The following is a 14,874-nucleotide window of genomic DNA, read 5'->3' on the forward strand; positions in this document are numbered from 1 at the left end:
ACTGGTATATCCTTTAGCGCTATCCCAAGGAGTCCCCATGAAAGCCATTTGGAACGGCGCAGTGATTGCCGAGAGCGACGATATCGCGGTGGTCGAAGGCAACCACTATTTCCCGTTGAGTTCGCTGAACCGTGAGTTTGTGGGTTTCAGCAACCACAAAACCACCTGCGCCTGGAAGGGCCAGGCCAGCTACTACTCGCTGATGGTCAACGGCGAGATGAACACCGACGCAGCCTGGTATTACGCCAGCCCCAAGATGGGTGCCGAAGAAGTCGCCGGCCGCGTGGCTTTCTGGAAAGGCGTGAAGATCGAAGCATGAGCGCTGTGTTACTTTCTCCCCCCATCACGCCGCCCACCCAGGTGGTGGACGTGCTACGCCAACAGGCCTACGCCGCGCTCAGCCCCGAAGGCGTGGCCGCACTGGCCGGTTGCACGCTGGCCGATTTGAACGCTCTGGTCCCCAGCTGGGACGACCTGCAGCCCGACGAATACCTGAAAGACGGAGGCCGCTACCGCCGCCGCCGCCACTCCTGTTTTGTGCTGCAAGGTGACACCTTGGAACAGGTGCCGCACCGCCCGCACTGGCAGCCGGTGGAATACAACGCCTTGCACGGCGGCATGGAGCGCTGGTTTGCGCCGATGTTGCCCGACACCGTGGCCCAGCCTGCGTGGGCCCAACTGCTGCTGGCGCTGGGGCAGATCTGCTCCTCGCTCAAAGGCAACGGCCAGGCCCCCTGGTACGTGGAAGCGCACCAGTTCCGCATTGACACCACCGACGGCATTGGCCGCCCAACGCCCGAGGGTGCGCACCGCGACGGTGTGGACTTTGTGGCCGTGCTGCTGGTGGGCCGCGAGGGTATCAAGGGCGGCGAGACCCGGGTCTTTGAAGCCGAGGGCCCGCACGGCCAGCGCTTCACCATGACCGCACCTTGGACCATGCTGCTGCTGGACGATGCCCGCGTGGTGCACGAGTCCACCCCCATCCAGCCCACCGCCGAGGGCGGGCACCGGGATACGTTGGTACTGACCTTCCGCGCCGCAAAATTCCAAAGTAGTTAGAAATTTAGAAGATTTACAACCCAAGGAGACACCATGGAACTACTCAACCACGACCTAGCCCATGAATTCCCGCAGCTCATCGGCAAGATGCGCAGCCTGAAGCTCAGCAGTTCGCGCTTTTTGCACCTGTTCAACGACTACGACACCGTCAACCACGCCATCACCAAGATCGAGCAGGACGGCGGCGCGATTGGTGACGTGGAGATGGAAGATATGAAGAAGAAGCGCTTGAAGATCAAGGACGATATCTACCAGATGCTAATTGCGGGCTAGTCCATCGCCGTCCACTTTTGGGTGCTGCGCGACGACTCCAGCACCTTTTCGATAAACCGCACGCCACGCGCGCCGTCTTCCACGCGCGGGTAGTCGGCATCCATCGCATCGGCCACGCCACCGGCCAGCCGGGCGCGGATGTCGGCGGCGACACCCAGGTAGATGTTGGCGAAGGCTTCGATAAAGCCCTCGGGGTGGCCTGCAGGCAGGCGCGATGCTTTGGCGGCTGCCTCACACAGGCCGGGGCCGCCACGGGTCAAGGTGCGGGGTGCCTCGTTCAGGGGCATGTGGACCAGCCGGTTCGGATTCTCCTGGCTCCAGTCCAGCGTGCCGCTGCTGCCGAACACGCGCAGGCGCAGGTCGTTTTCATTGCCGATGCAGATTTGCGATGCCAGTAAGGCTCCACGCACGCCGCCTTGCAGGCGCAGCAGGATCTGCGCATCGTCGTCCAGCGTGCGGCCCGCACCGGTGGCGGCCAGGTCAGCGCAGATGCTTTCCACCTCCAGCCCGGTCACGGTGGTCATCAGGTTTTCGGCATGCGAGCCGATGTCGCCCATCGCCCCTGCCAGGCCGCTGAGGGCCGGGTCCATGCGCCAGGCGGCCTGTTTGTTGCCGGTGTCTTCCACGGCGGTGGCCAGCCAGCCCTGGTGGTATTCCACGATGACCTTGCGTACAGTGCCGATCGCGCCGCTGCGCACCATCTCGCGCATTTGCCGCACGAGCGGGTAGCCGGTGTAGTTGTGCGTTACGCCGAAGACTGTGCCCTGGCGCTGCACGGCATCCACCAGCGCTTGCGCCTGGGTGCTGGTGTGCACCAGGGGTTTATCGCAAACCACGTGGAAGCCCGCTTCCACAAAGGCCTGGGCCACGGGGAAGTGCAGGTGGTTGGGGGTGACGATGCTGACGAAGTCGATGCGCTCGTGCGCCGGGCGCTTGAGTTCATCGGCCAATAAATCTTGCCAGCTGCTGTGGTTACGGTCATCGACTAAGAACAGGTCGCGGCCCGAGGCGCGGGCTTTGTCGGGGTTGGCGGAGAGTGCCGCGGCGACCAGTTCGATCTGGCCGTCCAGTGCGGCGGCTTTGCGGTGCACTGCGCCAATAAAGGCATCGCGCCCGCCGCCAACCATGGCGTAGCGGAGTTTGCGGGTGGAAGTCATGTTTACTATGGTTTTTATAGCTACTGGCGTAGACAATGTCTACGCTAGAGCCCTGTTTTGTTTAAATTTTCGGCTTCTGGATTAGAACGGCGAATCGGGGAAGTAGAACTGGCTGGCGTTCTCTTTGGTGATCAGCACCGACGGGATGATGTAGGTGGCGGGCAACTTTTCGCCCTTCAAACGCGCTTCAGCCGTCAGCTTGATCGCGTCGTAGATGAACTTGGGCGAGTACGACACGTTGGCCTGGATGCGCGGGTCTTTGCCGTCCATCAGGGTTTTGATCATGCCTTTGGCACCGGCACCACCGAAGACGATCTTGATGTCGGTGCGTTTGGCCTGATCGATGGCTTTGAGCACGCCCACGGCCATGTCGTCGTCGGCGGCCCACACTGCGTCGATCTGTTTGAAGCGCGTCAGGTAGTCCTGCATGACCTTGAAGGCATCGTCGCGGTTCCAGTTGGCGTATTTCGCGTCTAGCAGGTGGATGTCCGGGCTGCCCTTGATGGCGGCGTTGAAGGCATCCATGCGCTCGTTGTCCAGCGTGGTGGCAATGCCGCGCATGGCGACAATGTTGCCCTTGCCGCCCAGGACTTTCACCAGGTAGTCGCCGGGGATTTTGCCGAAGGCGGTGTTGTCGCCCGAGATGTAGGCATCTTGCGCGCTGGTGTCCGTCAGGCCGCGGTCGACCACGGTGACGTACACGCCCTTGCTTTTCACCTGCGCCACCGGCTTGGTCAGCGATGCCGATTCAAACGGGAAGATCACCAGGGCGTTGATCTTGTTCACCGTTTGCAGATCTTGCAGCTGGTTGGCCTGCTCGGGCGCGCCGGATGCCGTCTTGACGATGACCTGCAGGCCGGGGTGGGCCTTTTCCAGGTCTTTCTTGGCCTGGTTGGCCCAGAACACGATGCCGCCGGTGAAACCGTGGGTGGCGGCGGGGATGGCCACGCCGAGCACGACTTTTTCTTGCGCGAAGCTGGGTGCGGTGGCCAGGGCAGCCAAGGCTACAGCGGTAAGGGCCAATCTACGGGTGATCTTTTTCATTTCAGTTGTCTCCTACAGGTGGATAAAAAGTAGCTTGTGGCTACCGGGTTGGAAAGCTATCTCTTAGAGCGCTGCATGAATGCCACGCTGATGATCACAAAGCCCTGCACGGCGGCGTTCAGGTACACGCTGATGATGCTGGTCAGGTTCAGGATATTGCTGATGACCGACAGCAAAATGGCACCCACCACCGTGCCGGTGATGCTGCCCGCGCCGCCCTTCAGCGCCGTGCCGCCCACGATCACGGCCGCTATGGCCTCCAGCTCCCACAGCAGCCCGGTGGTGGGCGAGGCCGAGCCCAGGCGCGGCACGTACAGCAGGGTGGCGATGCCCACGCACACGCCCAGCAGCACGTAGGTCAAAATTTTGATGCGGTCTACGTCCACGGCGGCGTAGCGGGCCACCTGCTCGTTGGAGCCAATCGCCTGCACGTAGCGGCCAAAGGCGGTGCGGTTCAAGATCACGCCGCCCAGCAGCGCCACTACCAAAAACACCCACACCGGGATCGGCACGCCCAGCAGGCTGGCGTAGTACACGGGGCTGTACACGTCCGATAAATCGTTGTCCAGCGTGATCGCGCCGCCGTTGGCAAAGTAGGTCAGGTAGGCGCGGAAGATGCCCAGCGTGCCCAGGGTCACGATGAAGGGCTCGATGCGCCCTTTGGTGATCAGCAGGCCGTGCGCCAGGCCAAACAGCGCCCCCAGCACCAGCGCCAACGCCATGCCCAGCACCACCACCAGCACGGGTGAGGCCAGCATCGGCCCCAGGGTGTTCATGCACATGATCACGCTGCCCGCGATCAGCGCCGCCATCGACCCCACCGACAAGTCGATGCCGCCGGAGACGATCACAAAACACATGCCCACCGCGATGATGCCGATGAAGGCCGTGCGGGTCAGCACGTTCATGGCGTTGTCCAGCGTGGCGAAATTGCTGTTCAGCAGCGTGCCCGCGATAAGCAGCAGCACCAGGCCAATGACCGGGCCCATGCCGTGCAGGCGGCCCATCCAGTGGGTGGCGGTGCGGGGGGATTTAGTGGGTTCCTGTGGCATGGGCAATCAGCTCCTGTTCGGTCAATTGGTGTTCTTCTAAAACGGTTTGCAGCTGGCCGCCGCGCATCACGGTCACGCGGTGGCACAGGCCGATCAGCTCCATTAGCTCGCTGGAAATAACCACCACGGCCAGCCCCTCGCGGGCCAGCCGCTGAACCAGAAAGTAGATGTCGCGCTTGGCCCCCACGTCCACGCCGCGCGTGGGTTCGTCCAGCACCACCACTTTGGGTTGCGGGTGCAGCACTTTGGCCAGGGCCAGCTTTTGCTGGTTGCCACCCGACAGGCTGGAGGCTTTGCTCTGCAAGTCGCCGGTGCGGATGCCGTAATCATCCACGGCGGTTTTGAGTGCGCCCATCTCGGCCTGCGGGTCCAGAAAAGGGTGGGTGTAGCGCTCCAGCGCCATCAGGGTGAGATTTTCGCGCAGGCCAAAGTGCACGTGCAGGCCTTTGCCTTTGCGGTCTTCGCTGAGGTACGTCAGGCCCTGCTGGGCAGCAGCACGGGGGCTTTTCAGGTCGGTCACCCGACCTTGCAGTTCGATACGGCCCGCCGTGCGCTGGCGCAGGCCCAGCAGGCCTTCAAACAGCTCGGTGCGGCCCGCACCCACCAGCCCGGCAAAGCCCAGGATCTCGCCGGGGCGCACTTCGAAGCTCACGTCGGTGGCCCAGCCGGGCACGGTCAACCCGGTAACTTTGAGCATGGGGGCTGCGGCTGGCGCGTGGGGGGCTTTGGGCGGGTACAGGTCGGTCAGCTCGCGGCCCACCATCAGGCTGGCCATTTGCTGGCGGGTCAGATTTTTCGTCTCTTCGCGGGCCACAAAGCGGCCGTCGCGCATCACCACCACCTCGTCGGTTACCTGTTCCACCTCGTCGAGCTTGTGCGAGATGTAGACCAGGGTGACTCCGTCGGCCTTGAGCTGCGCCATCAGCGCAAACAGGCGCTTGGTTTCGCCGGGGGTCAGGGTGGCGGTGGGTTCGTCCATGATCAGCAAGCGGGCTTTGCGGAGCAGGGCGCGGGCAATTTCCACCAGCTGCTTTTCGGCCACGATCAGGTGCTTCACCCGGGTGTTCACGTCGGCCTGCAGGCCCACCTGGGCGATGGCCTTGGCGGCCTCGGTCTGCATGGCCACGTCGTCCAGCAGCCAACCCTTCTTTTTCTCGTGGCCCAGGAACAGGTTTTGCGCAATCGTCAGGTCTTCGGCCAGGCTGAATTCCTGGTGGATCAGCACAATGCCTTGCGCCTCGGCCTGGCGCGAGGTGGTGAAATTCTGGGCCTGGCCGTTGATGCGCAGCGTGCCGCCAGTGGCCACCTCGAATCCGGCCAAAATCTTCATCAACGTGGATTTGCCCGCGCCGTTTTCGCCCAGCAGGCCCACGGTGCGGCCCGCCTGCAGCGCAAAGCTCACGCCGTGCAGCACCCGCACCGGGCCAAATTCTTTGACCACATTGTCAAATTCCACGTTCACGCTCATCGCGGGCTTCCTTTGTTTTTCAAGGTCTCTTGCATCGCCAGCACGCCCGCGCCCACCAGCCCGGCCTGCTCGGCCAGCGGGGTGTACTGGATCTCCAGGTGCCGGGTGGACAGGGCCAGCGAGCGCTGGTAGATGCTTTGCCGCACCGAGGCCAAAAACAGCGGTCCGATGCGGGTGATGCCGCCGCCGATGAACACGTGCGAGGGGCTGAAGAAGTTCACCACCGAGGCCAGCATTTGGCCGATCAAGTTGCCGGTGTGCTGGATGATGCGGTTGGCTGCTGCATCGCCATGGCGGCTGGCATTGCCCACATCTTCGGGGGTGATGCTGCCAGTGTCGGCCAGGCAGGCGGCCAGCAGGGCGCTTTCGCCGGATATGGCGGCCTCCAGTGCCATGCGGGTGATGGCCGGGCCGGCGGCCATGGCCTCTACGCAGCCCAGGTTGCCGCAGTGGCAGCGCGGCCCGGCGGTGTCCACGCAGATGTGGCCCACGTCGCCCGCCGAGCCGTTGGCACCCCGGTACACCTCGCCGTGGCAGACGATGCCGCAGCCAATGCTGGTGCCCACCTTGATGACCAGAAAGTTCTGCAAGCTGCGCTGCAGCCGCCACAGCTCGCCCAGTGCCATGGTGTTTACGTCGTTGTCTACAAACACCGGCGCGGCAAAGTCTTCGCGCAGCGCGTCGCGGATGGAAAAGCTGTCCCATTGCGGCATCAGCGGCGGGTTGACGAGTTGGCCGCTGGCAAAGTCCACCGGGCCGGGCACGCCCATGCCGATGCCAATTACCTGCTGCGGTTTGGTGGCGCACTGGGCCAGCAGCTCGCGCATCAGCACCCGGACTCGGGCCATCACCAGGCCGGGGCCTGCGCGCACGTCGGCGGCTTCGGAATGGCGGGCCAGCACGCTTAAGTCAGGGCGCAGAATGGCGATGTCGAGGCTGGTGGCACCCAGGTCGGCGGCAATCAGCACGCCCAGGCTGGGGTTGATCTGCACCGTCTCCGGGCGGCGGCCACCGCTGGAGGCCTTCAGCCCGGTTTCGGTCAGCAAGCCCACGTCGAGCAGGGCGGCGACCAGGCTGTTGGTTTTGCTTTTGGAGAAGTCCAGCCGCTCGGACAGGGCCAGACGCGACGCACCCACCGACCAGAAAATGGTCTGCAGCAGGGTCGTTTCATCGACGGACATGTCCATTCCGAGTGGCAAAACTTGTCTCCTTTTTATGTCTAACCGTCGATAGAACGCGGTCGGTGGCGGATGGTAGACCGCACACTTCTGCCATACAAGTCTTATCTTCGACCAAATTCGGGTCAAATAATTTTGAGAGCATGTTGACATAGGTTTGTCATGCCATTGACACATCCGGGGGCTACCGTAGCCGTATTTGCATTTGGAGAAGCCCTTGAACGCCAACGACGACATAGTGCAGCGCATGCACCGCGATCTGATCGACAGCTACGACGAAGAGCTGGAGCTGGAGATGGACGACCGCATGCTGACTGGCGAAGATGCCGAGCCCGCCACCGAAGCCAACAAGGAAGCCCGCCGCCAGTATTTCCGCGAGCTGTTTCGCCTGCAGGCCGAGCTGGTCAAGCTGCAAGACTGGGTGGTCGCCACCGGCCACAAGGTAGTGATCTTGTTTGAAGGGCGCGACGCCGCAGGCAAGGGCGGTGTCATCAAGCGCATCACCCAGCGCCTGAACCCGCGCGTCTGCCGCGTGGCCGCGCTGCCCGCGCCCAACGACCGCGAACGCACGCAGTGGTACTTCCAGCGCTACGTGTCGCACCTGCCGGCGGCTGGCGAGATCGTGCTATTCGACCGCAGCTGGTACAACCGCGCCGGCGTCGAGCGGGTCATGGGCTTTTGCACCGACGACCAGTACGAGGAGTTCTTCCGCACCGTGCCTGAGTTCGAACGCATGCTGGTGCGCAGCGGCATCCAACTGGTGAAATACTGGTTTTCCATCTCGGACCAGGAGCAGCACCTGCGCTTCTTGGGCCGCATCCACGACCCGCTCAAGCAGTGGAAGCTCAGCCCCATGGACCTGGAGTCGCGCCGCCGCTGGGAGGAGTACACCAAGGCCAAAGAGGTGATGCTGGAGCGCACCCACATCCCCGAAGCCCCGTGGTGGGTGGTGCAGGCCGTGGACAAAAAGAAGGCCCGGCTGAACTGCATCCACCACCTGCTGCAGCAAATGCCCTACCAGGAGACCGAGCACCCCGCCATCGTTCTGCCCGAGCGCGAACGCCACGAGGACTACATCCGCAACGCCGTGCCGCAAGAGATCGTCGTCCCAGAAATCTATTGAATACGTTCAGGCGGCTGGAAGCCTTTCAGGCTGCCTGTGCTTATCTGGTAAGCGTGAGATGCTCCTGAAACCGTAGCGGGCGGTAGCCAATAAGGGTCGGATCATCCGCGCGCACAAAGCGCCGGATGCCGCCACAAACCGCAAGTCGCGCGTGTGCTCCGACCCCTATTGGCGGTTCAACGCCCCAACGCCCCAACGCCCCAACGTCTCACCCCCGCACATCCGCCACCGGCTCCACCCCAAAATCCCCCCGCCCCAAATACGCCAACACCCGCGCCGCCGCATCCCCCGGCGATGTCAACTGCCTATTGCGGTGCAAGTCAGCAAACGCCCCCTGGTCCGCAAACGCCCCCGCATCCGCCCCGCGCAACTGCGCCTGCATGTCGGTATCGATCACCCCCGGCGCCAGCGAGCATACTTTCGCCCCATTCACCTGCCCCGCCTCGTCCAGTGCCACGCAGCGCGTGAAGTGGTCCATCCCCGCCTTGGCCGCGCAGTAAGCCGCCGAAGCCGCCATCGCCCGCCGCCCCAGTCCCGACGAAATATTCAACACCCGTCGCTGCCCTGGCCAGCCCCGCGTGGCCCCCAAAAACGCTGCCGTCAACTGCATCGGTGCCTCCAGCCCCACCCGCAGTGCCTGCGCCAAATCCGTCCCATCGGCATCCCGCAGCGGCGTGAGCTGCGCCAGCATGCCCGCGTTGTTGATCAGCGTCACGCTGGCCCACTGCGCCGCGTCCTGCTGCGCCAGCCATGTGCCCAGCCGCTGCGCCACCGGCAGGCTGTCGGCCAGATCCGCCTGCCACTGCTCCAGCACACTGCTCGCCGGGGCGACCAGCTGCGCATTGCTCTGCCGCGAGATGCACACCAGATGGTGGCCCGCCTGCAGCAGTTGCTCGGCCATAGCCAGGCCCATGCCGCGCGAGGCGCCGGTAAGGATGGTGAGGTGGTGGGGGAGGGTGTTGGGCATGGAATTGTTGACTCGTGCTTGTGGAATCAGCGTGGGTAGCTATGGAATGTGTAGTGAAGGTCCGTGACTCGTAAAAGCGGAACGACTTTTTTGAAAGGTCGCTTTGGGTCCACCCGCGACATTCGCCTTTCAGAGTCCAACGCCCAGAACCGGTCGTTGCAAGTGCGGCGACGTCGACGTTTCAGCGGGAATTCGGTTCACTTCAATTGAGATGTGAACCAGCTCCTCGTGGATTGCGAGCTGTTTCTTGAAGTAGTCGGGAGACACGTCTTCGGATGCAACGAGCGCCACGATGCAGGCGTACTTGCCCTTACCGACCCGCCAGACATGCAGGTCGCTGATGGTGGCTGGAATTGGGCTCTCGGCGATGACCTCGCGGACTTCCTCGACGACCGGTGCGTCCATCTCGGCATCGAGAAGCACCTTTCCAGAGTCCCGCATCAGGGTGAACGCCCACGCGGCCACCAAGACCGCCCCGACCAGGCCCATGACGGGGTCGAGCCAGCTCGCGCCCCAGAGTTTTCCGCCGAAGAGGGCAACGATGGCCAGGACTGAGGTTGCAGCGTCAGCGAGGACATGGACGTAGGCCGAACGCAAGTTCAGGTCTTCATGGTGTCCGTGGTCGCCATGACCGTGCCCATGGTCATGCCCATGGTCGGCGCCACGCAGAAGCCACGCGCACACCAGGTTGACCAAAAGCCCGACCACACCGATTCCTATTGCTTCGTCGTAGTGGATGACGGTCGGCGAGATGAGACGCTCGACCGATTGGTAAGCCATCAGGAAGGCGACGAGGCTCAGCAGAACCGCGCTCGTGTATCCGCCCAGAATCTCAATCTTCCAAGTACCGAAGGCGAACCGTGAGTGCCCAGCAAGTCTTCGCGCAGCGGCATAGGCGATGACCGACAGGCCAAGGGCCAGAGCGTGCGAGCTCATGTGCCAACCGTCGGCCAGCAACGCCATGGAGTTGTACCTCCACCCACCCACGATTTCGACGACCATCATCACCGCTGTCAGAACAACGGCCAGCAGCGTGTTGCGCTCGGCCAAAGGGTTCCCTTCGTCGAAAACGTGCGTATGTTGCCACGCGTCCTGAGGATGAGTGAGGAGGGGAGTAGATGGGTTCATGGCACATACTATACCCCAGTATATTTACTGCCGTAGAATGGCCTCATGGGGCACACAATTACCGCTAAGAAACCACTACTCGCCAGGATTCGCCGCATCAAGGGGCAAGCAGACGCACTCGAACGGGCGCTGACTGAGGACACGGATTGCTCGGCCGTGTTGCAGCAGATTGCTGCCATCCGCGGCGCGGTGAATGGTCTGATGGCCGAAGTTCTCGAGGGCCATATCCGCGAGCATCTCGGGGCCAATGACATTTCGGAAGACGAGCGGAGAACCGATGTCGACGCCGTGGCCGCAGCGGTCAGGTCGTACTTGAAATAGTCTTCTAGCGCGTGATTGCGCTGCCGGAAAGCGGACGCTCGTCAAAGGCCGCTTCTGGCCGATTTCTGCCATTCAAAGCCCCCCAGCCGCCGCCCAAACATCACCATCTCCCACCCCCGCATACCAACTCCCAAACCGCGCCCGGTACCCCTGCCAAGGCTCCGCCAGCACCGCGCGCGGGTCGCCGCTGAGCGCGTAGGCCATGCCTTCGACGAACCAAGCCGGTTTGAGCAAGGTGCCCAACACGCCCAGCCGCTCGGCCTGCAACTGGTGGATCAGCTCGTGGCGGAGGTAGTAGGGCTTCCAGGCGCGCGGGCCGATGACGGTACCCAGGGTGCCGACGGTCACGGCAGAGCACGCACCCAGGCCGAACGCATCGGCGCAGGCGGCCGTGCTGCAGAACACCACGCGCGGTGCCTTGCGCAAGGGGGCCAGGCGGGCGGCCACGAAGGTCTGGGCCTCGGCCAGCAGCGCGGTGGCCGTAGCCAGTTGGGACGCATCGTCCACGCAAATGTGCGCGGTAGGGCAGGTCACCCCGGCCAGCGTGGGGGCCACCACCCGCACCGGCTTCACCAGCAGCCAACTGGCCACCGGCACGACCAGCAACAGCAAAAGGGCTAGCCGCCGTAGCGACGGCAGTTTGAAAATGTGTGGGACGGGCATGGCTGCGAAGTAATGAATAAAAAGCGGCTTCTGTGCTGGTCCTGCTTGTATGGCTAGCTATGCATTGTGTAGTAATAGTTTTGAACTGTGCACAAGGCTTGGTCTGTCGTTTACCGCTAGGGTGCGGTGCTAGCATCGGCGCGGTATTGACCTCAGCCGCCATCGGATATCGGCTCGCGCGCACCTCACCCCAACACAAATGGCTTCACCAGCATCCACACCGCCGTACACAGCACCATCCACGCAAATGCCGCCTGCATGCGCTTTTCCGGCAGGCGGTGGGCCACGGCCACGCCGGCGGATACGGTGAACAGGCCGCCGATGGCCAGGGGCAGGCCCATTTCCCAGTCCACCCGGTGCGCGGCGCTGTAGGTCATCAGGGCAATGATGGAGCTGGGGGCTACCAGGGCCAGCGATAGGCTTTGGGCCACGGTCTGCTTTTGGCGGAACCAGCCGGTGAAGATGGGGGTGGCGACCAGGCCGCCGCCTACGCCCAGCAGGCCCATGGCACCGCCACCCACCATGCCCACCAGGGGCATCCAGCGCAGGCTGCGCGGTGGGGGCGCAACGGCGTTGGGGCTGGCAGGGGTTTTGACCAGCAGGCGCACTGCCAGAGCCAGCAGAAACACGCTGAAGACGGTGCGCATGATTTCCGGCGCAAGGCGGGTGGCCACGTGCGCCACCACCCAGGTGGTCAGGCAGGCCAGCACGCCGATCTGCAGCGCAGTTTTTCGGGCCACGGGGTGGCGTTGGCTGTAGCGCCTCCAGGCGATCAGCAGGTTGGGCACCATCATGACCAGGGCGGTGCCCTGCGCTACGGCCTGGTCCATGCCAAAGCCCACGGCCAGCAGCGGGATGGCGACGATGCCGCCGCCAATGCCAAACATGCCACCCAGAAAGCCGAGCGCGGCACCCAGCAGCAGCATCATCAAGAGCGCGGAAAGGGCGACATGCAGCATGGGGTGGATGGGCAGAGTGGGAATGTCTTGATGGTATGAGGCTCTACACCATGCATCAATGGGCCAGGATGCAATTCATTCGGTATTAATATGCACGAATGAAGGACACGCCCGACCTCAACTTCTTTGCCATCCTGGCGCGCCAGCCCAGCTTGGCGGTGGCATCGCTGGAGCTAGGCGTCACGCCCCCAGCGGTGAGCCGCCGACTGGCGCAGCTAGAGCAGCGACTGGGCGTGCGCTTGCTGAACCGCACCACCCGGCGGCTGAGCCTGACGCCCGAGGGCGAACGCTACCTGGAAGAGGGCGGCCGCCTGCTGCGCGAGATTGAAGGGCTGGAGCGGTCTTTGGCCGCGGGGGCCGAGGTGCCGCACGGGGTGCTGCGCATCAACGCTACCTTTGGTTTTGGCCGACGCCATCTGTCACCGGCGATTTCCGAGTTTCGGGGGCTGTACCCCTCGGTCGAAATCGTGCTGCAACTCACCGACCGGACCCTGGATTTGACGGCCCACGCCATGGACATCGGCATCCACTTCGGCGAGCCGCCCGACCGGCGCATCCTGGCCCGCAAGATGGCCCCCAACCGGCGCTTTCTGTGCGCTGCCCCGGCCTACCTGCAGGGGCGGACGGAGCCCGCCACGCCGCGCGACCTGCACGCGCACCAATGCATCGTCATCCGCGAGAGCAGCACGGCATTCAACAACTGGCCGCTGTCGGACGGGCAGCGCCAGGAAATGGTGAAGGTGTACGGCGGCTTGAGCACCAACTTTGGCGAGATCGCGGTGGACTGGGCGCTGGCCGGGCACGGTGTTCTGCTGCGTTCTGAATGGGACGTTGCGCCCTACCTGCGATCGGGGCAGCTACGCCGGGTGCTGCCGAGCTGGGAGGGCTCGCCGTCGGACATCTACGCCATCTACCCCCAGCGCCACCATTTATCGTCCAAAGTGCGGCTGTTTCTGGACTTTCTGGCCGCCAAGTTTGCCGACCAACGCTCGCTGGAGGCGGCAAACACCCAGGTGTGGTGAGGCTCAGGGCTGTTCCCGGCGTTCGGGTTGCGCTGCGTGGATGAAGACGGTGTAGGTGTCCGCCGGGTGCGCCACCTGCGCCAAATCCAGGGCATGGCCAATGGCACCCCGGTGGTAGCTGCCGTGGTTGACGATGTGAAAGAGTATTTCCAGGCCGGTCATGGACCCGTGCTGTCCATCGACGAATACAAAGGACACTCTGCGGCTTTTTTCACCGGGTGCCAGCGTGTCCACATAGCGGGCAAACCACTGGTTGGAGTCGTCGATGCGCTGGCTGAGCGCGTGGAAGTCGGGCACTACCGCGGTGTTGGTCGACAGGTGCGGTGCCGAGGCACCCAGCAGGCGCGCCTTGAACAGCTCCTCCACCCGCACCATGTGGTTGAACTGCTGCAGTGCAAACGCGTAGCCCGCAGCAAACTGCTGCACGTCGATGCGGCCCACCGCATCCAGGGCGCGCCGATCGGCCCATTGTTTGTATTGAAACGCCTCCACCAGCATGCGATGCCCCCTAAAAAAACGGTGAATGTAACGCCCTCGGGGTCTCAGCCCGGCCCGGCGAGCACCAGCGCTGCTACCAGTAGCCCTACCTCGGCCAAGGCCTGGTCGCGCACCTCCTGCGCTGCCGTGGTCTCGGTCAGGTAGCTGGTCACCAGCACCGGGCTGCGGCCAGGTGGCCAGAGCACGGCGATGTCGTTGCTGCTGCCGTGGCCACCGGAACCGGTTTTGTCGGCCACGCGCCAGCCTGCGGGCAACAGGGCGCGCAGTTTGCGGTCGCCGGTTTTGCAGTCCAGCAGCCAGCGGGTGAGCTGCGCGCGGGACGCGGGCGACAGGGCATCGCCCAGCACGACCTGCTGCAGGGTGCGCAGCATGGCGGCGGGGGTGGTGGTGTCGCGCGGGTCGCCAGGCGTGGCCTGGTTCAGGTGCGGCTCTGTGCGGTCCAGCCGGGTGGCGGTGTCGCCCAGGCTGCGGGCGTAGGCGGTAAGGGCTTGCGGCCCGCCAAAGCTGTGCAGCAGCAGATTGGCGGCAGGGTTGTCGCTGACAGTAATGGCGGCTTCGCAGAGTTCGGCCACGGTCAGGGGCGGGCCACCCACGCGTGGCTGGGTCACCGGCGCGTAGGGCACCATGTCAGCGGCTTGCACCGTGATCTGCCGGGCCAACTGCTCCTGTCCCTGGTCTACCCTGGCCAGCACCAGCGCGGCGGCCAGAAACTTGAAGGTGCTGCACAGGGCAAAGCGCTCTGTGCCGCGGTAGGCGTATGCGGCACTGGTCTGGGTGTCCAGCACAGCCACGCCCAGGCGGCCACCGCTGGCGGTTTCGATTTGCTGCACCGCCTGCTGGAAGCGGCTGGCGCTGGCGGGTGACTGGGCCCACAGCGTGGGGGCCATGCCGCCCATGGCGACGGCAGTGGCCGCCTGGATGAGTTGGCGGCATGGCAGGTTGAAATTATGCATAAAAAGTGC

The 14,874-nt window shown here is 63.9% G+C and carries 17 protein-coding genes; 6 read left to right on the forward strand and 11 right to left on the reverse strand.

Features of this window, described 5'->3' with window-relative positions:
* Positions 1–37: 37 nt before the first annotated feature.
* The 3 genes from Q0T48_RS11535 to Q0T48_RS11545 are packed head-to-tail and all read left to right on the forward strand — an operon-like array spanning position 38 to position 1,332.
* On the forward strand, positions 38–319 hold the full coding sequence (locus Q0T48_RS11535) for a DUF427 domain-containing protein (protein WP_295956438.1): 282 nt from the start codon (positions 38–40) through the stop codon (positions 317–319).
* Complete coding sequence (locus Q0T48_RS11540) at positions 316–1,059, forward strand: 2OG-Fe dioxygenase family protein (RefSeq protein ID WP_295956440.1); 744 nt, start codon at positions 316–318, stop codon at positions 1,057–1,059. The genes Q0T48_RS11535 and Q0T48_RS11540 overlap by 4 nt, the downstream gene beginning before the upstream one ends.
* A gap of 33 nt (positions 1,060–1,092) precedes the next feature.
* Positions 1,093–1,332, forward strand: a complete 240-nt coding sequence (locus tag Q0T48_RS11545) for a DUF465 domain-containing protein (protein ID WP_295956442.1) — start codon at positions 1,093–1,095, stop codon at positions 1,330–1,332.
* Here the strand turns inward: Q0T48_RS11545 and Q0T48_RS11550 are convergent.
* The 5 genes from Q0T48_RS11550 to Q0T48_RS11570 form a co-directional block, all read right to left on the reverse strand.
* The gene (locus Q0T48_RS11550; protein ID WP_295956444.1) at positions 1,329–2,489 is read right to left on the reverse strand and encodes a Gfo/Idh/MocA family oxidoreductase; all 1,161 of its coding nucleotides are present in this window, start codon (positions 2,487–2,489) and stop codon (positions 1,329–1,331) included. The two genes, Q0T48_RS11545 and Q0T48_RS11550, sit on opposite strands and share 4 nt — an antisense overlap.
* Positions 2,490–2,570: 81 nt before the next feature.
* Positions 2,571–3,533, reverse strand: a complete 963-nt coding sequence (locus Q0T48_RS11555) for a substrate-binding domain-containing protein (RefSeq protein WP_295956446.1) — start codon at positions 3,531–3,533, stop codon at positions 2,571–2,573.
* Positions 3,534–3,589: 56 nt separating this feature from the next.
* Positions 3,590–4,585 (reverse strand): ABC transporter permease, encoded by a 996-nt coding sequence (locus tag Q0T48_RS11560; RefSeq protein ID WP_295956448.1) that lies wholly within the window; start codon positions 4,583–4,585, stop codon positions 3,590–3,592.
* The gene (locus Q0T48_RS11565; RefSeq protein ID WP_295956450.1) at positions 4,566–6,053 is read right to left on the reverse strand and encodes a sugar ABC transporter ATP-binding protein; all 1,488 of its coding nucleotides are present in this window, start codon (positions 6,051–6,053) and stop codon (positions 4,566–4,568) included. The genes Q0T48_RS11560 and Q0T48_RS11565 overlap by 20 nt, the downstream gene beginning before the upstream one ends.
* Positions 6,050–7,234, reverse strand: coding sequence for an ROK family protein (locus tag Q0T48_RS11570; protein WP_295956515.1), 1,185 nt, complete (start codon positions 7,232–7,234; stop codon positions 6,050–6,052). The genes Q0T48_RS11565 and Q0T48_RS11570 overlap by 4 nt, the downstream gene beginning before the upstream one ends.
* Positions 7,235–7,448: 214 nt before the next feature.
* On the opposite strand from Q0T48_RS11570, the gene ppk2 reads away from it, so the two are divergent.
* A complete protein-coding gene (ppk2, locus tag Q0T48_RS11575; RefSeq protein ID WP_295956452.1) occupies positions 7,449–8,354 on the forward strand; it encodes a polyphosphate kinase 2 in 906 nt (301 codons plus the stop codon).
* A gap of 208 nt (positions 8,355–8,562) precedes the next feature.
* On the opposite strand, the gene Q0T48_RS11580 is transcribed toward ppk2, so the two are convergent.
* On the reverse strand, positions 8,563–9,321 hold the full coding sequence (locus Q0T48_RS11580) for an SDR family NAD(P)-dependent oxidoreductase (RefSeq protein WP_295956454.1): 759 nt from the start codon (positions 9,319–9,321) through the stop codon (positions 8,563–8,565).
* A 129-nt stretch (positions 9,322–9,450) separates the two neighbouring features.
* The gene (dmeF, locus tag Q0T48_RS11585) at positions 9,451–10,449 is read right to left on the reverse strand and encodes a CDF family Co(II)/Ni(II) efflux transporter DmeF (RefSeq protein WP_295956456.1); all 999 of its coding nucleotides are present in this window, start codon (positions 10,447–10,449) and stop codon (positions 9,451–9,453) included.
* Positions 10,450–10,494: 45 nt separating this feature from the next.
* Between dmeF and Q0T48_RS11590 the strand changes: the two genes are divergently transcribed.
* Positions 10,495–10,770 carry a metal/formaldehyde-sensitive transcriptional repressor gene (locus Q0T48_RS11590; protein WP_295956459.1) on the forward strand — a complete coding sequence of 92 codons (276 nt, stop codon included), beginning with the start codon at positions 10,495–10,497 and terminating at the stop codon, positions 10,768–10,770.
* 72 nt (positions 10,771–10,842) lie between these two features.
* Here Q0T48_RS11590 and Q0T48_RS11595 read toward each other — a convergent pair whose 3' ends face one another.
* Entirely contained in the window at positions 10,843–11,433 is a 591-nt protein-coding gene (locus Q0T48_RS11595) for a hypothetical protein (RefSeq protein WP_295956461.1), read from the reverse strand.
* 185 nt (positions 11,434–11,618) lie between these two features.
* Positions 11,619–12,392: a sulfite exporter TauE/SafE family protein gene (locus tag Q0T48_RS11600; RefSeq protein ID WP_295956462.1), complete on the reverse strand. Its 774-nt coding sequence runs from the start codon at positions 12,390–12,392 to the stop codon at positions 11,619–11,621.
* Between the two features lie 98 nt (positions 12,393–12,490).
* On the opposite strand from Q0T48_RS11600, the gene Q0T48_RS11605 reads away from it, so the two are divergent.
* On the forward strand, positions 12,491–13,414 hold the full coding sequence (locus Q0T48_RS11605) for a LysR substrate-binding domain-containing protein (RefSeq protein WP_295956464.1): 924 nt from the start codon (positions 12,491–12,493) through the stop codon (positions 13,412–13,414).
* A gap of 3 nt (positions 13,415–13,417) precedes the next feature.
* Here the strand turns inward: Q0T48_RS11605 and Q0T48_RS11610 are convergent, their stop codons facing one another.
* Both Q0T48_RS11610 and bla read right to left on the reverse strand, forming a co-directional pair.
* Entirely contained in the window at positions 13,418–13,912 is a 495-nt protein-coding gene (locus Q0T48_RS11610) for a DinB family protein (protein WP_295956466.1), read from the reverse strand.
* 44 nt (positions 13,913–13,956) lie between these two features.
* The gene (gene bla / locus Q0T48_RS11615) at positions 13,957–14,865 is read right to left on the reverse strand and encodes a class A beta-lactamase (RefSeq protein WP_295956468.1); all 909 of its coding nucleotides are present in this window, start codon (positions 14,863–14,865) and stop codon (positions 13,957–13,959) included.
* Positions 14,866–14,874 lie beyond the last annotated feature (9 nt).

The sequence above is a fragment of the Rhodoferax sp. genome (assembly GCF_025354435.1).
Taxonomy (GTDB): domain Bacteria; phylum Pseudomonadota; class Gammaproteobacteria; order Burkholderiales; family Burkholderiaceae_C; genus Rhodoferax_B.

Bases quoted from the DNA above. Each gene is read 5' to 3' on its own strand.
- Q0T48_RS11535 (WP_295956438.1), top strand. From the start codon at position 38: ATGAAAGCCATTTGGAACGGCGCAGTGATTGCCGAGAGCGACGATATC.
- Q0T48_RS11540 (WP_295956440.1), top strand. From the start codon at position 316: ATGAGCGCTGTGTTACTTTCTCCCCCCATCACGCCGCCCACCCAGGTG.
- Q0T48_RS11545 (WP_295956442.1), top strand. From the start codon at position 1,093: ATGGAACTACTCAACCACGACCTAGCCCATGAATTCCCGCAGCTCATC.
- Q0T48_RS11550 (WP_295956444.1), bottom strand. From the start codon at position 2,489: ATGACTTCCACCCGCAAACTCCGCTACGCCATGGTTGGCGGCGGGCGC.
- Q0T48_RS11555 (WP_295956446.1), bottom strand. From the start codon at position 3,533: ATGAAAAAGATCACCCGTAGATTGGCCCTTACCGCTGTAGCCTTGGCT.
- Q0T48_RS11560 (WP_295956448.1), bottom strand. From the start codon at position 4,585: ATGCCACAGGAACCCACTAAATCCCCCCGCACCGCCACCCACTGGATG.
- Q0T48_RS11565 (WP_295956450.1), bottom strand. From the start codon at position 6,053: ATGAGCGTGAACGTGGAATTTGACAATGTGGTCAAAGAATTTGGCCCG.
- Q0T48_RS11570 (WP_295956515.1), bottom strand. From the start codon at position 7,234: ATGTCCGTCGATGAAACGACCCTGCTGCAGACCATTTTCTGGTCGGTG.
- Q0T48_RS11580 (WP_295956454.1), bottom strand. From the start codon at position 9,321: ATGCCCAACACCCTCCCCCACCACCTCACCATCCTTACCGGCGCCTCG.
- dmeF (WP_295956456.1), bottom strand. From the start codon at position 10,449: ATGAACCCATCTACTCCCCTCCTCACTCATCCTCAGGACGCGTGGCAA.
- Q0T48_RS11590 (WP_295956459.1), top strand. From the start codon at position 10,495: ATGGGGCACACAATTACCGCTAAGAAACCACTACTCGCCAGGATTCGC.
- Q0T48_RS11595 (WP_295956461.1), bottom strand. From the start codon at position 11,433: ATGCCCGTCCCACACATTTTCAAACTGCCGTCGCTACGGCGGCTAGCC.
- Q0T48_RS11600 (WP_295956462.1), bottom strand. From the start codon at position 12,392: ATGCTGCATGTCGCCCTTTCCGCGCTCTTGATGATGCTGCTGCTGGGT.
- Q0T48_RS11605 (WP_295956464.1), top strand. From the start codon at position 12,491: ATGAAGGACACGCCCGACCTCAACTTCTTTGCCATCCTGGCGCGCCAG.
- Q0T48_RS11610 (WP_295956466.1), bottom strand. From the start codon at position 13,912: ATGCTGGTGGAGGCGTTTCAATACAAACAATGGGCCGATCGGCGCGCC.
- bla (WP_295956468.1), bottom strand. From the start codon at position 14,865: ATGCATAATTTCAACCTGCCATGCCGCCAACTCATCCAGGCGGCCACT.